General features: G+C 69.9%; 19 protein-coding genes. 14 read left to right on the top strand and 5 right to left on the bottom strand.

All coding sequences use genetic code 11. From position 1 onward, the window contains the following. Positions 1-172 precede the first annotated feature (172 nt). The 4 genes from ACGFY9_RS31565 to tsaE all read left to right on the top strand — a co-directional run bounded on the left by ACGFY9_RS31565 (position 173) and on the right by tsaE (position 4,130). On the top strand, positions 173-1,072 hold the full coding sequence (locus tag ACGFY9_RS31565) for a L,D-transpeptidase family protein (RefSeq protein ID WP_393759803.1): 900 nt from the start codon (positions 173-175) through the stop codon (positions 1,070-1,072). 70 nt (positions 1,073-1,142) lie between these two features. After that, a complete protein-coding gene (gene alr, locus ACGFY9_RS31560; protein ID WP_393759801.1) occupies positions 1,143-2,408 on the top strand; it encodes an alanine racemase in 1,266 nt (421 codons plus the stop codon). Then, on the top strand, positions 2,405-3,643 hold the full coding sequence (locus ACGFY9_RS31555) for an alpha/beta fold hydrolase (RefSeq protein WP_393759799.1): 1,239 nt from the start codon (positions 2,405-2,407) through the stop codon (positions 3,641-3,643). The genes alr and ACGFY9_RS31555 overlap by 4 nt, the downstream gene beginning before the upstream one ends. Then, entirely contained in the window at positions 3,609-4,130 is a 522-nt protein-coding gene (gene tsaE / locus ACGFY9_RS31550) for a tRNA (adenosine(37)-N6)-threonylcarbamoyltransferase complex ATPase subunit type 1 TsaE (RefSeq protein WP_393759797.1), read from the top strand. Before ACGFY9_RS31555 ends, tsaE begins: the two co-directional genes overlap by 35 nt. 381 nt (positions 4,131-4,511) lie before the next feature. Here tsaE and ACGFY9_RS31545 read toward each other — a convergent pair whose 3' ends face one another. After that, complete coding sequence (locus tag ACGFY9_RS31545) at positions 4,512-5,072, bottom strand: hypothetical protein (RefSeq protein ID WP_393759795.1); 561 nt, start codon at positions 5,070-5,072, stop codon at positions 4,512-4,514. 159 nt (positions 5,073-5,231) lie between these two features. On the opposite strand from ACGFY9_RS31545, the gene tsaB reads away from it, so the two are divergent. From tsaB to ACGFY9_RS31520, 5 genes are all read left to right on the top strand, one after another. Continuing rightward, positions 5,232-5,885: a tRNA (adenosine(37)-N6)-threonylcarbamoyltransferase complex dimerization subunit type 1 TsaB gene (tsaB, locus tag ACGFY9_RS31540; RefSeq protein WP_393759793.1), complete on the top strand. Its 654-nt coding sequence runs from the start codon at positions 5,232-5,234 to the stop codon at positions 5,883-5,885. Positions 5,886-5,914: 29 nt separating this feature from the next. Then, on the top strand, positions 5,915-6,433 hold the full coding sequence (gene rimI, locus ACGFY9_RS31535) for a ribosomal protein S18-alanine N-acetyltransferase (RefSeq protein ID WP_393760026.1): 519 nt from the start codon (positions 5,915-5,917) through the stop codon (positions 6,431-6,433). Continuing rightward, the gene (gene tsaD / locus ACGFY9_RS31530) at positions 6,426-7,529 is read left to right on the top strand and encodes a tRNA (adenosine(37)-N6)-threonylcarbamoyltransferase complex transferase subunit TsaD (protein ID WP_393759791.1); all 1,104 of its coding nucleotides are present in this window, start codon (positions 6,426-6,428) and stop codon (positions 7,527-7,529) included. Before rimI ends, tsaD begins: the two co-directional genes overlap by 8 nt. A 14-nt stretch (positions 7,530-7,543) precedes the next feature. Continuing rightward, a complete protein-coding gene (locus ACGFY9_RS31525) occupies positions 7,544-7,783 on the top strand; it encodes a hypothetical protein (protein WP_393760024.1) in 240 nt (79 codons plus the stop codon). 62 nt (positions 7,784-7,845) lie between these two features. Then, the gene (locus ACGFY9_RS31520) at positions 7,846-8,022 is read left to right on the top strand and encodes a hypothetical protein (RefSeq protein WP_393759789.1); all 177 of its coding nucleotides are present in this window, start codon (positions 7,846-7,848) and stop codon (positions 8,020-8,022) included. A gap of 22 nt (positions 8,023-8,044) precedes the next feature. Here the strand turns inward: ACGFY9_RS31520 and ACGFY9_RS31515 are convergent, their stop codons facing one another. The 4 genes from ACGFY9_RS31515 to ACGFY9_RS31500 are packed head-to-tail and all read right to left on the bottom strand — an operon-like array spanning position 8,045 to position 13,499. Continuing rightward, the gene (locus ACGFY9_RS31515) at positions 8,045-10,345 is read right to left on the bottom strand and encodes a glycoside hydrolase family 3 N-terminal domain-containing protein (protein ID WP_393759787.1); all 2,301 of its coding nucleotides are present in this window, start codon (positions 10,343-10,345) and stop codon (positions 8,045-8,047) included. Positions 10,346-10,394: 49 nt separating this feature from the next. Then, positions 10,395-11,267: a carbohydrate ABC transporter permease gene (locus ACGFY9_RS31510; RefSeq protein ID WP_393760022.1), complete on the bottom strand. Its 873-nt coding sequence runs from the start codon at positions 11,265-11,267 to the stop codon at positions 10,395-10,397. A gap of 31 nt (positions 11,268-11,298) precedes the next feature. Further along, on the bottom strand, positions 11,299-12,174 hold the full coding sequence (locus ACGFY9_RS31505; protein ID WP_393759785.1) for a carbohydrate ABC transporter permease: 876 nt from the start codon (positions 12,172-12,174) through the stop codon (positions 11,299-11,301). Next, positions 12,171-13,499 (bottom strand): ABC transporter substrate-binding protein, encoded by a 1,329-nt coding sequence (locus ACGFY9_RS31500; RefSeq protein ID WP_393759783.1) that lies wholly within the window; start codon positions 13,497-13,499, stop codon positions 12,171-12,173. Before ACGFY9_RS31500 ends, ACGFY9_RS31505 begins: the two co-directional genes overlap by 4 nt. A gap of 108 nt (positions 13,500-13,607) precedes the next feature. Here ACGFY9_RS31500 and ACGFY9_RS31495 point away from each other — a divergent pair, with 108 nt between their 5' ends. The 5 genes from ACGFY9_RS31495 (at position 13,608) to ACGFY9_RS31475 (ending at position 19,129) form a co-directional block, all read left to right on the top strand. Then, positions 13,608-14,657, top strand: a complete 1,050-nt coding sequence (locus tag ACGFY9_RS31495; RefSeq protein WP_393759781.1) for a LacI family DNA-binding transcriptional regulator — start codon at positions 13,608-13,610, stop codon at positions 14,655-14,657. Positions 14,658-14,759: 102 nt separating this feature from the next. Continuing rightward, on the top strand, positions 14,760-16,106 hold the full coding sequence (locus ACGFY9_RS31490; protein ID WP_393759779.1) for an endo-1,4-beta-xylanase: 1,347 nt from the start codon (positions 14,760-14,762) through the stop codon (positions 16,104-16,106). A gap of 112 nt (positions 16,107-16,218) precedes the next feature. Next, positions 16,219-17,271, top strand: a complete 1,053-nt coding sequence (locus tag ACGFY9_RS31485; protein ID WP_393759777.1) for an LCP family protein — start codon at positions 16,219-16,221, stop codon at positions 17,269-17,271. 164 nt (positions 17,272-17,435) lie between these two features. Beyond that, positions 17,436-17,792, top strand: a complete 357-nt coding sequence (locus ACGFY9_RS31480; protein ID WP_019055574.1) for a YciI family protein — start codon at positions 17,436-17,438, stop codon at positions 17,790-17,792. 62 nt (positions 17,793-17,854) lie between these two features. Then, complete coding sequence (locus tag ACGFY9_RS31475) at positions 17,855-19,129, top strand: RNA polymerase sigma factor (RefSeq protein ID WP_393759775.1); 1,275 nt, start codon at positions 17,855-17,857, stop codon at positions 19,127-19,129. The last annotated feature ends 147 nt before the right edge of the window (positions 19,130-19,276 follow it).

Genomic DNA, 19,276 nt, shown 5'->3' with positions numbered 1-19,276 from the left:
CCATCCCTGGGGGCTGCCCCCCCAGGCCCCCTTCGGCCTGAACGGCCTCGTCCTCAATCGCCGGACGGGCTGGGTGTGGCGGCCTGTGCTGAAAGGGCTCGCGCTCGTCAATAAGGGTGACCCCTCCGCGCGGCACTCGGCTCACGCCGTACCCGCGCGTTTCTCTGATCGCATGATCAGTACACGAATCGCGCACAGAAGTATCGCGGTGCTGCTCACCGCGGTGATCGCCCTCCCCCTCGGGGCCGGTAGTGCCTGGGCGGACGGGCCGGTGCCGTCGGCTGCGGGGCCCGAGGAGACCGAGTTGGTGCCGGGGGTGCCGCCCGGGCCGTATCAGCCGTGGCAGATCGATACGCCGGATCAGGCGCTCGCGCCGAAGGTGTACACACCTACCGCCGAAGAGGACAGGGTCGAGCCGCGGGACGCCGCCGCGGGGACCTACGCGCTCGTCGAGTACGTGCCGATCGCGGACGCCGTCGCCAAGGTGACCTGCAGCAAGCAGACCGGGCCGTATCAGCGGGGCGTCGAACGGTGGCTGAAGCTCAAGGTGGACGGGAAGCAGTCGGGCGCCGACTGCAAGGCCATCCGTGCCTTTCAGAAGAAGCAGGGCATCAAGCCCGCTATCGGGTTCGCGGGACCTGTCACCTGGGCGCGTATGCAGCTCATCGGTGCCAAGAAGAATCCGAATGCCGCCCGGAAATGTCCCGTCCGCTCGTACCGCGTCGCCTGTGTCGATCTCGATCGGCAGCTCACCTGGGTGCAGAAGGGGAAGAAGGTCGTCTTCGGGCCTGTGCCCATGCGGAGCGGGCGGACCGGGCATGTGACCCGGGGCGGTTGGCACAAGATCTACTGGAAGCACAAGAACCACTGGTCGACGCTCTACAACAGCCCTATGCCGTATGCCCAGTTCTTCGACGGCGGCATCGCCTTCCACGCCGTCTACGGCAGCATCTACACCACCGTCGGCTCCTGGGGCTGCGTCAATCTGCGGCTGGCCGACGCGCGCAAGCTCTGGGGTGTCCTCAAGAAGGGTGACCGTGTGTACGTGTGGGGGCACCGGCCCGGGAACTAGGGAACCGGGAACTAGGGAACAAGGAGGGCTCAGAGGGGGTGTCAGTCCCCTCTGAGACACTGGGGGTGCCATGAACGAGACAGAGACACAGTCCACCGCACCGTTGCGCGCCCGCGCCGAGATCGATCTGGGCGCCCTGCGGGCCAACGTGCGGACTCTGCGCGCCCTCGCGCCGGGCGCGGCCCTCATGGCCGTCGTGAAATCCGATGCCTACGGCCATGGGGCCGTGCCCTGTGCGCGTGCCGCGGTGGAGGCGGGCGCCACCTGGCTCGGTACCGCCACGCCCCAGGAGGCGCTCGACCTGCGGGCCCGCGCCGGGTTGCCCGACGGCGTGCGGATCCTGTGCTGGCTGTGGACCCCGGGCGGGCCCTGGCGGGAGGCCATCGAGGCCGATCTCGATGTGGCGGTGAGCGGGATGTGGGCCCTGGAGGAGGTCGTCGCGGCCGCTCGTGCTGCCGGACTCCCCGCGCGCGTGCAGCTCAAGGCCGATACCGGGCTCGGGCGCAACGGGTGCCAGCCCGGCGACGACTGGGCCGAGCTGGTCGGGGGCGCCCTCCGCGCGGAGGCCGAAGGGCTTCTCCGTATTACCGGGCTCTGGTCTCATCTCGCCTGCGCCGACGAACCCGGGCATCCCTCCACCGACGCCCAACTCGCCCTCTTCCGCGAGATGGTGTCGTACGCGGAAGAGCGTGGGGTGCGGGCAGAGGTGCGGCACATCGCCAACTCGCCTGCCACGCTCACCCGTTCCGACTCACACTTCGACCTCGTCCGGACCGGCATCGCCGTCTACGGCATCTCGCCCAGCCCTGAGGTGGGGTCCTCGGCCGACTTCGGGCTGCGGCCCGTGATGTCCCTGAAGGCGTCCGTCGCGCTCGTGAAGCAGGTGCCTGGCGGGCACGGGGTCAGTTATGGCCATCACTACGTCACGCCCGGTGCGACCACCCTCGGACTCATCCCCGTCGGGTACGCGGACGGCATTCCGCGACATGCCTCCGGTACCGGGCCCGTGCTCGTCGGCGGGAAGTGGCGGACGGTCGCGGGGCGGGTCGCCATGGACCAGTTCGTCGTGGACCTGGGTGGGGACGACCTGGAGGCCGGGGCCGAGGCGATCCTGTTCGGGGCCGGTGACCGCGGTGAGCCCACCGCCGAGGACTGGGCGCAGGCCGCCGGCACCATCGCGTACGAGATCGTGACCCGCATCGGAACACGCGTTCCCCGCGTCTACGTCAATGAGGTCGTCGGAGAGATCGTCCCCGAGGTCGTCGGTGAGGTCATCCCCGGGTATGAGGGAGACGACGTAGCGCAGGGTCCTGACGTGAAGAGGAGCGGCACGTGAGCGAGAGCAGTGCGGAGGCGGTCGCCGCGGTCGCCTCCGCCGCCGCGGGGGCGGGCGGGAACTGGCGGAAGGTCACCGGTATCGCGGGCGCCGCGATAGGTGTGATCGCCGCCGGTGCCGCGGCCGGTGTCGCCATAGAGCGGATGACCGTCGGGCGTGGGATGCGCGAGCGGGCCCGGCTGGCGCTCGACTCCACCGGGCCGTACGGCTCGCTGCGCGGCACCCCGGGCACGGCCCAGGCCGACGACGGCACCGCGCTGTACTACGAGGTCGACGACATCGAGCCGGACGTCGCCGTCACGCCCAAGCGGCGGCGGCTCTTCGGGCGCAAGGCACCCGCTCCCGTCACTGTCGTCTTCAGCCACGGGTACTGCCTCAACCAGGACTCCTGGCACTTCCAGCGGGCCGCCCTGCGCGGGGTCGTGCGGACCGTGCACTGGGACCAGCGCAGCCATGGGCGTTCCGCGCGCGGGGTCGCGCAGCTGGAAGACGACATGCCGCTCACCATCGACCAGTTGGGGCGCGACCTGAAGGCCGTGATCGACGCGGCCGTGCCCGAGGGGCCGATCGTGCTCGTCGGGCACTCCATGGGTGGCATGACGATCATGGCCCTCGCCGACCAGTACCCCGACCTGATCCGCGACCGGGTCGTCGCCACGGCCTTCGTCGGTACGTCCTCCGGGCGGCTCGGCGAGGTCAACTTCGGGCTGCCCGTCGCCGGGGTCAACGCGGTGCGGCGGGTGCTGCCCGGTGTGCTGAAGGCGCTCGGGCAGCAGGCCGCGCTGGTGGAGCGGGGGCGGCGGGCCACCGCCGATCTGTTCGCCGGGATCATCAAGCGGTACTCGTTCGCTTCGCGGGACGTCGATCCGGCGGTCGCGCGGTTCGCCGAGCGGATGATCGAGGGCACGCCGATCGATGTCGTCGCCGAGTTCTATCCGGCGTTCACCGACCACGACAAGACCGCCGCCCTGCCCCACTTCAAGGACATGCCGGTACTCGTGCTGGCCGGGATCGGCGATCTCGTCACGCCCAGTGAGCACAGCGAGGCCATCGCCGACCTGCTGCCGGACGCCGAGCTGGTGCTCGTGCCGGACGCCGGGCACCTGGTCATGCTGGAGCACCCGGAAGTGGTCACCGACCGCCTCGCCGACCTGCTCACCCGCGCGGGTGCCGTGCCGACAGGGGCTACCGTAAGTGGCTATGGAAGCACCAGCAGCACCGCACAACGCGGCTGAGCCCCTGTCCGTTTCGATCACCGTCAACTCCCCTGAGCAGATGCGGGAGTTGGGACGCCGCCTCGCCGAACTGCTGCGCGCGGGCGACCTCGTGATGCTCACGGGTGAGCTGGGCGCCGGCAAGACGACACTGACCCGGGGACTGGGGGAGGGGCTCGGGGTGCGGGGGGCGGTTACCTCGCCGACCTTCGTGATCGCCCGTGTGCATCCCTCGCTGGGGGACGGGCCGCCGCTTGTGCACGTCGACGCGTATCGCCTGAGCGGCGGGCTCGACGACATGGAGGACCTCGACCTCGATGTCTCGCTGCCCGAGTCCGTGATCGTCGTGGAGTGGGGTGAGGGCAAGGTCGAGGAGTTGGCGGACGACCGGCTCTCACTCGTGATCCACCGAGCCGTCGGGGATACGACGGACGAGGTACGGCACGTCACTGTCACCGGGCTCGGGGCGCGGTGGGCCGCGGTTGAACTGGGCGTGCTCGGCGGCTGACCGGGGGTGCGAGGGGTGTGGGTTCCGACAAGGTGTCGGCAAGATGTTGCGTTCGAGGTCTCGGGCGTGGTCACATGGTATCCAGTTCGTAGTTAGGTCTACCTAACTACGTCTGCCCCAGGCCCCAGGAGGCGTCCATGTCGGCTTCAGAGAACCAGGACCGTCCGGAGCCGCATGTGTTTGCCGGGGTGTCGATGCGGGAGTTGTTGGCGGCGGGTGAGGCGGCGAGGGCGGTTTCTACGCCGCCTCGTGCGCCGGAGGCTCCGCCGGTTGAGCGGAGTAAAGCCGCGTAGTTGTTCGTCTGCGGGCGCGTTGTGGCTGGGCGCGCAGTTCCCCGCGCCCCTGAAAAGCAGGGGGTTGCCTGGCCCCCGGTTGAGCTGCTCAGCGGATCACGACGATGCTCTGCCCGATCGTCGCGAACTCCCACATGGCCGCGCCGTCGGCGATCGATTCGCGGATGCCGCCTGACTTCGTCGTCGGGTCGGGGGCGTCCGTCGCGCCGCTGACCGCCGCGCTGAAGCCGATGGCGACGTTGTCCGCGTTGGTGAAGCGGACGACGTGCTGGATGGGGGTGCCGTCGGTGCCGGTGATGGCGTTCGAGCGGGAGGTGACCGGATAGGTGCCTGTGGGTGGGTCCACCGTGCCGGGGGTGACCTTGAACGTGCGGTTGACCTTGTTGTTCTTGGCGACCAGCCACACCCGGTCGTCGTCCACCGAGTACACGACCCGTTCGCCCGTGCCGGAGCCGGCGGGCAGCGCGGTGGGGTTCTTCTTGTCGCGTGGGGCCTTCTTGGCGGCCACCGCCGCGGGGGAGGTGCTGGCGTGGGCCGTGCTCCCCAGTCCGGCCGGGACCGTCGCCGACGCCTGGTAGGCGAGGAATCCGACCGTGGCGACCGCCGCCACGGTGAGCCCGGCCACGATTCCCGAGCTGCTGCCGGCCATCAGCGCCCACCTCCGCGTCTCATACGTCTACGTCCTGTGACGGTGCCCCGTACGGTCCCGTACGTCCCGTAAGTCCGGTGACCCTAGGTGACCGTAGCAGCCGGGGCCGGGCCGACCGGGGCGGCCGTGCTCGCGGCGCCGGAGCCGTAGGCTGTTTGCGTGCTCTTGCTCGCTCTCGATACCGCCACCCCCGCCGTCACCGTCGCCCTGCACGACGGCGAGGCCGTCATCGCCTCGTCGAGTCAGGTGGACGCGCGCCGCCACGGTGAGCTGCTGCTCCCGGCCGTCGACCACGTGCTCGCCGGCGCGGGGCTCACGCTCGACGCCGTCACGGGAATCGTCGTCGGCATCGGCCCCGGCCCCTACACCGGGCTGCGCGTCGGCCTGATGACCGCCGACACCTTCGGGCTCGCGCTCGGCGTGCCCGTGCACGGTGTGTGCACGCTGGACGGCCTCGCCTACGCCGCCGACCTCGACGGCCCCTTCGTCGTCGCCACGGACGCGCGGCGCAAGGAGGTCTACTGGGCGCGTTACGCCGACTCCCGGACCCGCGTCACCGACCCGGCCGTGGACCGGCCCGCCGACATCGCCGAGCAGGTCGCCGGACTGCCCGCCGTCGGCGCCGGTGCGCTGCTCTACCCGGACACCTTCCCGTCCGCCCACGAGCCGGAGCACGTGTCCGCCGCCGCGCTCGCCTCGCTGGCCGCCGAGAGACTCGCGGCGGGCGTCGAACTCCCCGCGCCCCGGCCGCTGTACCTGCGCCGTCCCGACGCCCAGGTGCCCAAGAACTACAAGGTGGTCACCCCCAAGTGACCGAATCCCCGAACCCTCGGCTGCGCGAGATGCGCTGGTGGGACATCGACCCCGTGCTGGAGCTGGAGAAGGACCTCTTCCCCGAGGACGCCTGGTCCCGGGGCATGTTCTGGTCCGAACTGGCACACGCGCGGGGCGCCGAGGCGACCCGCCGATACCTGGTCGCCGAGGTGACCGGTGCCGAGTACGAGGGCGGTGTCCGGCTCATCGGCTACGCGGGCCTCGCCACCACCGGAGACCAGGCCGACATCCAGACCATCGCCGTCGCCCGCGACCACTGGGGCACCGGCCTCGGCTCCACCCTGCTGACCGAACTCCTCACCGCGGCAAGCGAGTTCGAGTGTGCCGAGGTCATGCTCGAATGCCGCGTCGACAACGTCCGCGCGCAGAAGCTGTACGAGCGCTTCGGCTTCGCCCCGATCGGATTCCGGCGCGGCTACTACCAGCCGGGCAACGTCGACGCCCTGGTGATGCGCCTGACCACAGATCCCGACAGCAGCTCCGCTGCGGGGTCGCCTTCCGTACAAGGAACCGAGATCCATGACTGACTCACGCGACGAGCCTCTCGTCCTGGGCATCGAGACCTCCTGCGACGAGACCGGCGTCGGCATCGTCCGCGGCACCACCCTGCTGGCGGACGCGGTCGCGTCCAGCGTCGACGAGCACGCCCGCTTCGGCGGGGTCGTACCGGAGGTGGCGTCCCGCGCCCACCTGGAGGCGATGGTCCCGACGATCCAGCGCGCGCTGAAGGACGCGGGCGTGAGCGCCCGTGACCTCGACGGCATCGCGGTCACGGCGGGGCCGGGACTCGCGGGTGCCCTGCTCGTCGGCGTCTCCGCCGCCAAGGCCTACGCCTACGCCCTCGGCAAGCCCCTCTACGGCGTGAACCACCTCGCCTCGCACATCTGCGTGGACCAGCTGGAACACGGCCCGCTGCCGGAACCGACCATGGCGCTGCTGGTGTCCGGCGGTCACTCCTCGCTGTTGCTGTCCTCGGACATCACCTCGGACGTACGGCCGCTGGGCGCGACCATCGACGACGCGGCGGGCGAGGCCTTCGACAAGATCGCGCGGGTCCTGAACCTCGGCTTCCCGGGCGGCCCGGTCATCGACCGGTACGCGAAGGAGGGCGACCCCACGGCGATCACGTTCCCGCGCGGACTGACCGGGCCGCGCGACCCGGCGTACGACTTCTCCTTCTCCGGGCTGAAGACGTCCGTGGCCCGCTGGATCGAGGCGAAGCGGGCGGCGGGCGAGGACGTGCCGGTGCGCGATGTGTCGGCGTCCTTCCAGGAGGCCGTCGTCGACGTCCTGACCCGCAAGGCCGTACGCGCCTGCAAGGACGAGGGCGTCGACCACCTGATGATCGGCGGCGGGGTGGCGGCCAACTCCCGCCTGCGCGCACTGGCGGCGGAACGCTGCGAGGCCGCCGGCATCCGTCTTCGCGTCCCGCGCCCCAAGCTGTGCACGGACAACGGCGCGATGGTCGCCGCGCTGGGTGCGGAGATGGTCGCCCGGAACCGGGTCCCCTCGGACTGGGACCTGTCCGCTGACTCGTCCCTCCCGGTGACCGACCCGCACGTCCCGGGGCATCACCACCACGACCACGTGCACGAGGTCAGCAAGGAGAACCTGTACTCGTGACGACGGTCGCGTTGATGTGGGAGGCCCGGGCGGTCCCGGGGCGGGGCGCTGAACTGCTCGCCTGGGCACGGGAGCAGCGGCTCCCGGCCGAGCCCCTGCGCCGGGAGTTCCTGCGCGGACCCCAGGACCGGGTTCTCGTCATCACGTGGTGGGACGCGGAGTACGATACCGAGTTGCCCGAACTCCCCGAGCCGGACGGGGAGTTGGCCATGCGGGCGGTGCATCGGTGGCGGTTCGAGTCGGTGGGCGAGTAACAAGGGTTCTGCCCCCGGCGCCGCCCTCGCACATCACCCAACAGACCGTCGGGAGGCTCTTCTTGAAGCGTGTGGTCCTGTCCTTCGGTTTCATGGCCGTGGCCATGACGATCACATCCCTCATCACCGAGCACACGCTGCCGCCGCTGCTGGAGGTCGTGACGTTCCTGGTCGTGGCGTTCGCGCTGCTCGGCGTGACGGCACTGATACAGGCGGCCCGGGGCAAGGCCAGAGGGTAGCGCCCGAGGACGGCCGGCGGCGTCACTCGCCGAGGCCGACCTCGCACCGCAACCGCCGCTCCGCCCCGACCACCCGCACGGGACCCGTCAGCGTCAGCCGTGTCGTGTGGCGTACCTCCGCGCTGGAAACCCCCAACCTCAGCTCCAGTACGCCCGGCTCGACCACCCGGCGCCCCGAGCGGTCCGTGAACGCCGACAGGTCCGAATGGAAGTGGAAGGTCATCCGCGTCGCCTCGCCGGGTCCCAACTCCAGGCGCTGGTAACCGATCAGGCGGACGTCCGGCCGGGTCACCGAGGCGACCGGGTCGTGGAGGTAGAGCTGGACGATCTCCGTGCCGGTGCGGTCGCCGGTGTTGCGGACGGTGAGGGGCAGGTCGTAGGAGCCGTCCGTGCCGATCTCCAACTCCCTTGATTCGGCGGGCTCCCACGCGAACGTCGTGTACGAGCGGCCGTGGCCGAAGGCGTAGAGCGGGGTCGGGTCCAGGCTGCTGACCTCGTCGGCCAGGCCCAGCGGGGGTTGCAGGTACGTCCATGGCTGGCCGCCGGGCATGTGCGGGACGCTCACCGGGAGGCGGCCGGACGGGTTGACGCGGCCCGACAGCACTCCCGCCACCGCCGGGCCGCCTTCCTCCCCCGGGAAGAACGCCTGGACCACCGCGCCCAGTCGGCCGTGCCAGCGGCCCAGCGCGTAGGGGCGGCCGGTCAGCAGGACCAGGACCACCGGGACGCCCGTCGACACCAGGGCGTCCAGCAAGTCGGCTTGCACACCAGGCAGTTGGAGGTCCGCCACGTCGCAGCCCTCGCCCGACGTGCCGCGTCCGAACAGGCCCGCGCGGTCGCCGAGCACCGCCACGCACACGTCCGCCTCCGCCGTCCGCGCCACCGCCTCCTCGAAACCGGAGGTGTCCGGGCCGGAGACGTCACACCCCTCCGCGAACGTCACCTTGGCGTCCGGGAGTTCGGCCCGCAGCGACTCCAGCACCGTGGGGATCTCGATGCCCATCGGTACCTCGGGGTGGTGCGTACCCACGTGGGACGGGAAGGAGTAGCACCCGAGCATGGCCAGAGCGTCCGCCGCCCGCGGGCCGACCACGGCGATGCGCGCGTCCGGTGTCAGCGGCAGCAGGCCGTCCGGGTTGTCCAGCAACACCACTGACTCCTCCGCCAGTTGGCGGGCCAGGGCGCGGTTCGCCGTCGAGTCGAGGTCGATCCGCCCGGTCGGCTCCGGGGACCAGTCCTCGTCTAGGAGCCCCAACTCGGCCTTCTGCAACAGCACTCGGCGCACCGCCCGGTCGACCAGCGACTCCGCAATCTCCCCCGCCCGCACCGCCTCCACCAGCGGTTTCCCGTAGCACTTCAGGGTCGGGAGCTCTACGTCGATGCCCGCCTCCAGCGCCGCACGGGCCGCCTGTGCCGGGCTGGCCGCCACCCGGTGGAGCGTTTCCAGGAAGCCGATGCCGAAGTAGTCGGCGACCACGGTGCCGGTGAACTGCCAGTCGTCACGCAGGAGTTCGGTCAGCAGGCGGGGGTCTGCCGACGCCGGTACGCCGTCCGTCTCGTTGTACGCCGCCATCACCGAGCGCGCCCCGCCCTCCCGCAGCGCCATCTCGAACGGCGGCAGGGTCACGTCCGCGAACTCCCGTACCCCGGCCCGCACCGGAGCCAGGTTCCGCGCGCCCACCGAGGACGCGTACCCGGCGAAGTGCTTCAGCGTCGCGACGACCCCGGCCGACTCCAGGCCTCGCACATAAGCCGTACCGATGGTCCCCACCAGATACGGGTCCTCGCCGATCGTCTCCTCCACCCGGCCCCAGCGCGGATCCCGTACGACGTCCAGGACCGGGGCGAGACCCTGATGGACGCCGGCCGCGCGCAGGTCCGCGCCGATGTGCCGGGCCATCTCCTCGACCAGCCCCGGGTCGAAGCTCGCGCCCCACGCCAACGGCACCGGATACGCCGTCGCACCCCACGCGGTGAACCCCGCCAGGCACTCCTCGTGGGCCACCGCCGGGATGCCGAAACGCCCCGCCGCCGCGATCCGGCGCTGCGCCCGGGCCAGCGCCTGCGCGCCCAACTCCGGGTCCACCGGCGCCGTACCGAAGGAACGGGTGAGCTGGCCGAGACCCAGGGTGATCAGCTCGTCCCAGTCGTACTCCGAGGTCATCTCCCGCTGGAGCGGAGCGACTCCGTCGCCGTCCGTGGCGGCGCCCACCCACACGCCGTAGAGCTGGGCGGTCTTCTCCTCCAGGGTCATCCGGGCGAGCAGGTCGTCGACGCGGGCGGCGGCGGGCAGGGCGGGGTCGCGCCAGGGGGCGGTGGTCATGAAACTCCTGTCAGAGAACGGGGGTTCGGCTGCCGGGGGTCAGCCGAGATCATTTGCCGCCTACGCCCATCAGGCCGCCGACCAGGGCGCGCCGGGCCACCAGGTAGACGGCGAAGATCGGGATGCCGGAGAGGACGACCGAGGCGAGCAGCGCCGGGATGTTCACGCCGAACTGGCTGACGTAGTTGAAGAGTCCGAGCGTGAGGACCCTCGGCCCGTCGGACTGGGTGAAGATCAGCGGGAAGAGGAAACCGTTCCAGGCCTGCAGCGCCGCGTAGATGACGACCGTGCTGATACCGCCCTTGGTCATCGGGATGACCAGCTGGAACAGCATCCGCGTCGCCGACGCGCCGTCGAGCGCCATCGCCTCGTACAGGTCCTCCGAGATGTCCCGCAGGGTGCCGGTCAGGATCAGCACGGAGACCGGCATCGCGAACGCCGCCGTCGGGAGGATGACCGCCAACAGGCTGTCGTACAGGTCGAGTTTGGCGATCATCAGGTACAGGGGGACTACGACGGCCTGCGCCGGGATCGCCACTCCCATCAGGAACAGGCGGAAGGCGCCGCTCGACCAGACCGTGCGCGTGCGTACGGCCACGTAGGCGAGCGGCACACACAGCACGAGCACGATCCCTACGACCGCCGCCGCGACCAGTGCCGTGTTCGCGAGGAAGTGACCGAAGCCGTTGTGCAGGACGGTGTTGTAGTTGGCGAAGGTCGGATCGGTGGGCGGCTTCAGGGCGTTGTTGCCCAGGGCCTTGTCCTGGCGGGTGAGGGACGCCGAGATCATCGCGTAGATCGGCACGATGACGACGGCGAGCCAGAGGAGCGAGCCGAGCCCGGCGACGGGGTTGGGGCGTTTGGTCCAGTGCCGGCGCCGACGGGTGTGCGGAGGCTCCACCGGTTCCCCCGCCGTCTTCACCGGACGCGGCAACGTGTCATGTGACACTCCGTCACATCCCTTCGCGGGTACTGCGCATGGCGCCGAAACCGGTGAGCCTGACAAGGACGAGGGAGAGCGCGGTGGCGATGACGACCAGGAAGGTCGCGATCGCGCTCGCGTAGCCGAAGTCGTAGCTCTTGAAGCCGGCTTCGTACATCAGGTACGGCAGGATCGCCGTGTCCGTGCCGGGGCCGCCCTGGGTGAGGATCAGCACGGTCTCGAAGTAGGTGAGCGAGCCGACGATCATCAGCACGCTGGATGTCGTCGCCGTGTTGCGGAGTTGGGGCAACGTGATCGAGAAGAACTGCCGGTAGCGCCCGGCGCCGTCAATTGCCGCCGCCTGGTAGAGCACTTCGGGGATCTGGCGTGCCCCGCCCTGATAGATCAGCGTGTGGAAGGGAATGAACTGCCACCCCCCGACAAACACGATCGCGAGAAACGCCCCACTCGTCGACCCGAGCGTGTCCTGATGAATGACACCGAAGTTCGGGTCGAGCAGCGCGTAGAAGAGCAGGGCGATCGCCGTCGAGGAGAGCAGAAACGGCACGAAGAAGATCGCGGAGAGGATCGCCCGGTTGCGCTGCCGCCCGGCCGCCCAAACGCCGAGGAGGAGAGACACGACGGTTTGGAAGGCCCAGCTGGTTACCGTCAACAGGACGGTAACGGTGAGGGATTGGGTCAGCCGATCGTCGTGCAGCAACTTCTCCCAGTTGGCAAGCCCGACGGGCTTCGGATCCCCGAGCCCGTTCCACTTGGTGAAGGAGAGGTACACGGCGAGCACCATGGGGGCGATGGCGAAGAAGGCAAAAAACAAAACCCCGGGCACAGCCCACACGCCGTGAGGTGAAGCGCCCCGATAGGGGCGCGGGGAACTGCGCGACCTCACTTCAACCCCTTCAGCGCCGAAACGAACTCAGCCGGCGAACTCTTCCCCACAAACAGCTTGTTGATCTCGGTCAGCATCGGCGTAGACACATCCGGATCCACCGCCTGATCCCAGCTCAACGTGAACGCCGGCGCCTGCTGCACCATTTGGTACTGGAACTTCGCGAACTCCGGGTTGGGCGAGGAGTCCAGCAACTTCTCCGCGTTGGACGTGGTCGGAATATCCCCGTTGGCGACCAGGTCCTTCGCATACGCCTCCGACGCACAGTCACGAAGGAACGCGATCGCCGCATCCTTGTTACCCGTACGGGCGTTCACCGACCAGTAGTTGGTGGGGTTCCCGACCACGTTCCGGATATCACCAGCCCCGCCCTCGTACTTGGGGAAGGCGAACCACCCCAGGTTCGTCTTGGCGAAGTCGGGAAACTTCCCGAGCTGCGTCGAGTACTCCCACGACCCCATCAGATGCATCGCCGCCTTGCCCTTGGCGAACACCGCAGGCGCGCCCCCATTGACGTACGACACAGAGCTGAACCCCTTCCCGAACGCCCCGTCGTCGATGAGCTGCTTGACGGTCTCGGCGGCCTTGAGAACGGCAGGGTCCCCCCAACCGGACGCGTCCCCGTTCTTGATCTTGTCGAAGACCTCGGGCCCGCCGATCCGGTCGACCAGGTACTCCAGCCACATCAACTCGGGCCAGATATCGGCACCCCCGAGCGCGAACGGGGTGATGCCCGCGGCCTTGAGCTTCTTGTTGATGTCGAGCAACCCGGCCCAGGTGGTGGGCGGTTGGAGCTTGTGCGCGGCGAAGACGGTCTTGTTGTAGAAGAGGATCACCGGCTGCATACCGCGCATCGGTATGCCGTAGTTCTTGCCCTTGAGCGCGCCCGCCGCGAGCACCGACGGCAGGAAGCCGTCCTTGAGGACCGGGTCGGACTTGATGGTGTCGGTGAGGTCGACCAGCTGGTTGGCCTCCTGGTACGCCTTGATCGAGCCGCCGCCCCAGTTGAAGAAGACGTCCGGCGCGTTCGGTGAGCCCATCGCGGTGCGCAGCTTGGCCGGGTAGTCGGTGCCGGGCACCTTCTCCAGCTTGATCTTGCCCTTGGCCTTCTTCGCCGCCGCCGACGCGTTGAACCGGGTGACGGCCTTGACCTGCACCTTCGCCGCGTCGTCGCCGTAGGTGAAGGCGGTCACCGTGCCGCTGCCGCCGGTGCTGCCGCTGGAGCCGCAGGCCGTGAGCCCGGTGGTGAGCAGGGTGGTGGCACCGGCGCCGAGCACCCAGCGCCTGCTGAACGTACGCCCGCCGTTGGACGTGTTGGGCTCCATGGACAGCACCTCTCGTGCGAATGTTTCGAGCCGTTATACGAATGTTCCGGGAACGTAAGGCGCGCCGGGGGGTTCGTCAAGAGGTCGCGCAGGGATACGATCGCCGCCATGACAGCCCCGGATTCCGCCGAAACCCAGACAGCGGGTCGGCCGACCCAGACCGCCACGCTCGCCGAGATCGCCCGCGAGGCCGGAGTGTCGGCTCCGACTGTTTCGAAGGTCCTCAACGGCCGCGCCGACGTCGCCCCCGCGACCCGCACCCGCGTCGAGGACCTGCTCCGCGTCTACGGCTACCGGCGCCGCCGCGCCGAGGCGACCCGCTCCCCGCTGATCGACCTGGTCTTCCACGAGCTGGAGAGCGCCTGGGCGATGGAGGTCATCCGGGGCGTGGAGAACGTGGCGCGGGACTCCGGGCTGAGCGTGGTCCTGAGTGAGAGCGCGGGACGGCTCACCCCCGGCCGGACCTGGGCCGACCAGGTCGCCGCGCGTCGCCCGCACGGCGTGATCCTCGTCCTCTCCGGGCTCGACGAGTCGCAGCGCGCGCTGCTCACCAGCCGTTCCATCCCGTTCGTGGTGATGGACCCGGCCGGCGACCCGGGTGCGGACGTGCCGTCGATCGGTGCGACGAACTGGCAGGGCGGGCTCGCCGCCACCCGGCACCTGGTCGAACTCGGCCACACCCGGATCGGCGCGATCAGCGGACCGTCCCGGATGATGTGCAGCCGCGCCCGGGTCGACGGATACCGGGCCGCGCTGGAGACTGCCGGGCTGCCGGTCGACCCCTCGCTGATCACCACCGGCGACTTCCACCACGAGGCCGGCTACCGGCTGGGGCTTGAGCTGCTGCGCCGGCCCGACCGGCCCACCGCCGTCTTCGCCGGCAACGACCTCCAGGCGCTCGGCCTGTACGAGGCCGCGCGCGAACTCGGGCTGCGCATCCCGGAGGACCTGAGCGTGGTCGGCTTCGACGATCTGCCGGTCGCCCGTTGGGTCGGCCCACCGCTGACGACCGTACGACAGCCTCTCACCGAGATGGCCGAGGCGGCGGCCAAGCTGGTGCTCGACCTCGGGCGCGAGCAGGAGACCTCGGCGGCGCGGCGGGTGGAGCTGGCGACGAGCCTGGTGGTGCGGAGCAGTACGGCACCGCCCGCCGGGTGACCCCGGTGGCCGGAAGGTGACGTATTGACGAGTGGGGTGCGTCGCCCCACACTCCTCCGAAGCCAATCGGTTGCACAACCGAAACTTTCGGAGGCACCCGCAATGAGATCTCTGAGAACCGGCTTGTCCCTGGCGGCCCTGTTCACCGGCGCCGTCATGCTCTTCGCGGCACCCGCCGCGCACGCCGCCGACACCCCGCTGCGCGACCTCGCCGCCGCGAAGGGCAAAGTCGTCGGCACCGCGGTCACCGGCTCCAAGCTCACCGGCACGTACGGCGCCATCGCAGGCGGCCAGTTCAGCTCGCTCACCCCCGGCAACGCCATGAAGTGGGAGACGGTCGAGCCGACGCAGGGCAGCTTCAACTGGTCGGAGGCGGACCAGATCGTCGCCTTCGCGCAGGCCCACAACCAGCAGGTGCGCGGCCACACCCTGGTCTGGCACAGCCAGAACCCGAGCTGGCTGACCAACGGCACCTGGACGTCGGCCCAGTTGAGCAGCCTGCTGCAGAACCACATCAGTACCGAAGTCGGCCGCTACAAGGGCGAGATCACCGCCTGGGACGTGGTGAACGAACCCTTCAACGAGGACGGCACGTACCGCTCGACGCTCTGGTACAACGGCCTCGGCGCCAACTACATAGCGCAGGCGCTGACTTGGGCGCACGCGGCGGACCCGGCCGCCAAGCTGTACATCAACGACTACAACGTCGAGGGCGTCAACGCGAAGTCCACAGCCCTCTACAACCTGGTCAAGTCCCTGAAGGCGGCGGGCGTCCCGATCGACGGGGTCGGCCTCCAGGCCCACCTCATCCTCGGCCAGGTCCCGGCCACCCTCCAGCAGAACATCCAGCGCTTCGCCGACCTGGGCGTGGACGTGGCGATCACCGAGCTGGACGTACGGATGGCACTCCCGGCGGACAGCGCCAAACTCGCCCAGCAGAAGGCCGACTTCAAGAGCGTCATGGCCGCCTGCGTCGCCGTGACGCGCTGTGTGAACGTCACCGTGTGGGGCTTCACCGACTCCGACTCCTGGGTCGACAGCACGTTCCCGGGCTACGGTGCGGCGACCCCGTACGACGCCGACTACGCACCGAAACCGGCGTACTACGGCCTCTCGGAGGCGCTCGGCGGCACGACCACCACCCCGCCGCCGACCGGGGCGTGCTCGGCGACGTACGGCGTGACGAGCCAGTGGAACACCGGGTTCACGGGGCAGGTGACGATCGCCTGCTCCGGGGCCTCGCTGTCGTCCTGGAAGGCGAGCTGGACGTACGGAGCCGGCCAGCAGATCACGCAGGCCTGGAACGCGACCTGCACCCAGTCGGGCACGGCGGTGAGTTGTGCGAACGCGAGCTACAACGGGACTGTCCCGGACGGTGGTTCGGTGACGTTCGGCTTCAACGCGTCGTGGAGCGGGAGCAATCCGATGCCGGTGGTGACCCTGGGATGAGGGAGGCGGGGGGAGTGAAGCGGGGCTGAGAACCGTGAGATTTTCCGCAGAAAACCGTACCGGGACGCTTCCCCTAACTTTCTCCTAATAATTCGGACTTACGTTCCTCTCCGTGACGGACACAGAGAACGTTGACGAGGACAGACGCGTGGGCCGGCGGTCGAGAGTGCTGAAGATCGCCGGCCTCACTCTGGCCGGTGCCCTCGTCCTGGGTGTCGCCACGGCCGGCTGGGCCTACTGGCACCTCAACAGCAACATCAAGAGCGTCGACATCGACAGCGCGCTCGGCACCGACCGCCCCGCGAAGGCGGTCACCACACCGTCGGCCGCCGTGTCCGCGTCCGCCACCCCGGTGCCGACCGGCTCCCTGAACATCCTGGTCCTCGGCTCCGACTCGCGCAGCGGCAAGGAGAACCAGGCGCTCGGCGGCGGCAGCAGCTCCGGCGCCCGCTCCGACACCGCGATGGTCGTCCACATCGACGCGGGCCGTAAGAAGGCCACGATCGTCAGCATCCCGCGCGACACCCTCGTCACCCGCCCGTCCTGCCCGCTGTCGTCGGGGGGTTCCACGTCGGTGGCGTACAACGCGATGTTCAACACCGCGTACTCGGTGGGCGGCCCGGTGTGCGCGGTCAAAACGGTCGAGTCGATCACGGACGTCCGTATGGACCACTACATAGAGATCGACTTCGCGGGCTTCGCGAAGCTGGTCAACGCGCTGGGCGGCGTCACGGTGACGACCACGCAGGACATCGACGACGACGACAGCCACCTGCACCTGAAGAAGGGCACGCACCACCTCAACGGCAAGCAGGCCCTGGCCCTCGCTCGCACCAGGCACGGCATAGGCGACGGCAGCGACCTCGGCCGAATAGGCCTCCAACAGATGCTGGTGAAGGCCCTGTTGACCCAGATCTCCACCCACGACCTCCTCACCGACCCCACCAAGCTCTACGAGGTCACCGACGCGGTCACCGACAGCCTCACCACCGACACCGGCCTCGACTCCCTGAGCGAACTGATCAGCCTCGGCCAGAGTCTGAAGGGCCTGTCGGCGGACGCGGTGACGACGGTGACGATGCCGAACGTCACGGCGCCGTCCGATCCGAACCGGGTGGTGGCGAAGGAGCCGGCGGCGAGCGATCTGTGGGAGTCGCTGCGCTGAGGGATCGGATGAGAGGTACCTGACCTGCGAAAACAGGTGGGCGGAAAAAATCTTCGAGGTTTTCCGGCGAGTGTGTCGATCCGCCCGCCCCTCGTTCGACGCATGGTTGAAAGGCCGGGAAGAGCCCGGCCGGAGAACGCCAGAGAACGAACCGAGGAGTCACCATGCCCCGCTACCTCTCCCTCGTGCAGATCGACGAGAAGACCGCCCCCGCCGAGGGCCCCAGCGCCGAGCTGATGCAGCGCATGGGCGAGCTGATCGAGGAGATCACCAAGGCCGGCGTCATGCTCGACACCGCCGGCCTCACCCCGACCGCGCAGGGCGCCCGCGTGCACTGGGAGGGCGGCAAGATCTCCGTGACCGACGGGCCGTTCACCGAGTCCAAGGAGGTCGTCGGCGGCTACGCGCTCATGCAGTGCAAGGACATGGCCGAGGCGATCGAGTGGACGAAGCGGTTCCTGAAGGTGCACGAGGAGTTCTGGACGGTCACGTGCGAGGTGCGGGAGATCGCTGAGGGCTGAGCCCCTCCCGCCCTGCGGGCCTTCCTTGGCTTGAGAGCACCAGAGGTGTTCGATGGTGGGTTGTGGAACCGGAAGCACAACCCACCTCGCCCGTGACCGCTCCGGAAACCGCTCTGGAGACCGTCTTCCGCATCGAGTCCCCGCGCATCATCGCCGCCGTCGCCCGCCTGGTCCGCGACGTCGGCATCGCCGAGGAACTCGCGCAGGACGCGCTGGTCGCAGCGCTGGAGCAGTGGCCGCGGGACGGTGTGCCCGACAACCCGGGCGCCTGGCTCATGGCGACGGCCAGGCACCGCGCCGTCGACCTGATCCGGCGCCGGGAGAACTACGCCCGCAAGCTCCAGGAGATCGGCCGCACCCTGGAGACGACGGCCCCGCCCGAGGAACCCCCGGCCCCCGACGACATCGACGACGACCTCCTGCGCCTGGTCTTCACGACCTGCCACCCGGTGCTGTCCCCGGAGGCCCGCACCGCCCTGACCCTCCGCCTCCTCGGCGGCCTGACCACCCCCGAGATCGCCCGCGCCTTCCTCGTCCCCGAGCCGACGATCGCCCAGCGCATCGTCCGCGCCAAACGCACCCTCGCCACCAAGAACGTCGCCTTCGAGGTCCCCTACGGCCCCGACCGCGAGGCCCGCCTGGGCTCGGTCCTGGACGTCATCTACCTCATCTTCAACGAGGGTTACGCGGCGACGGCGGGCGACGACTGGCTCCGCCCGAGCCTCTGCGAGGACGCGCTCCGCCTGGCCCGTCTCCTGGCCGGCCTGATGCCGAAGGAGCCCGAAGTGCACGCCCTGGCCTCCCTGTTGGAGTTCCAGGCCTCCCGCTCAGCCGCCCGCACCGCCCCGAACGGCGACCCCGTCCTCCTCAAGGACCAGAACCGCCGCCGCTGGAACCGCCTCCTCATCGCCCGCGGCATCACCGCCCTCGGCCGTGCCGACGCCGTCTCCACCGGCGCCCCCGGCCCCTACGCCCTCCAGGCCGCCATCGCCGCCTGCCACGCCCACGCGTACACCTACGACGAGACGGACTGGCCGACGATCGCGACCCTGTACGGCCTCCTCGCCGCCCGATCCCCGTCCCCGGTGGTCGAGTTGAACCGCGCGGTCGCCGTCTCGATGGCACAGGGCCCGGCCCCGGCACTGGAGATCGTCGACACCCTCGCCTCCGAACCGGCCCTGCGCGACTACCACTTGCTCCCGAGCGTCCGCGGCGACCTGCTCCTCCGCCTGGGCCGTACGACGGAGGCGAAGACGGAGTTCACCCGGGCGGCTTCGTTGGCCCGCAACGAACGCGAACGCCAACTCCTGCTGCGCCGGGCGGCGGAGGCATCGTAGGACGACGTTGTGGAGGCGCGGTGTCGGAATCCGACGGGCCGTCACATGCGCGGCGGGCGCGGAGGTTTGAGCCGACCGCACACTGTCGGCGGACAGGGCCTCGCGCTGGCAGGGATCCTCGACGCGTCCCGTGCCTCCCGCCGAGTC

This window comes from Streptomyces sp. NPDC048504 (assembly GCF_043200035.1).
Lineage (GTDB): Bacteria > Actinomycetota > Actinomycetes > Streptomycetales > Streptomycetaceae > Streptomyces.
Note: the sequence above shows the minus strand (reverse complement) of the source record. Positions and strands in the feature narration are given on the sequence as shown.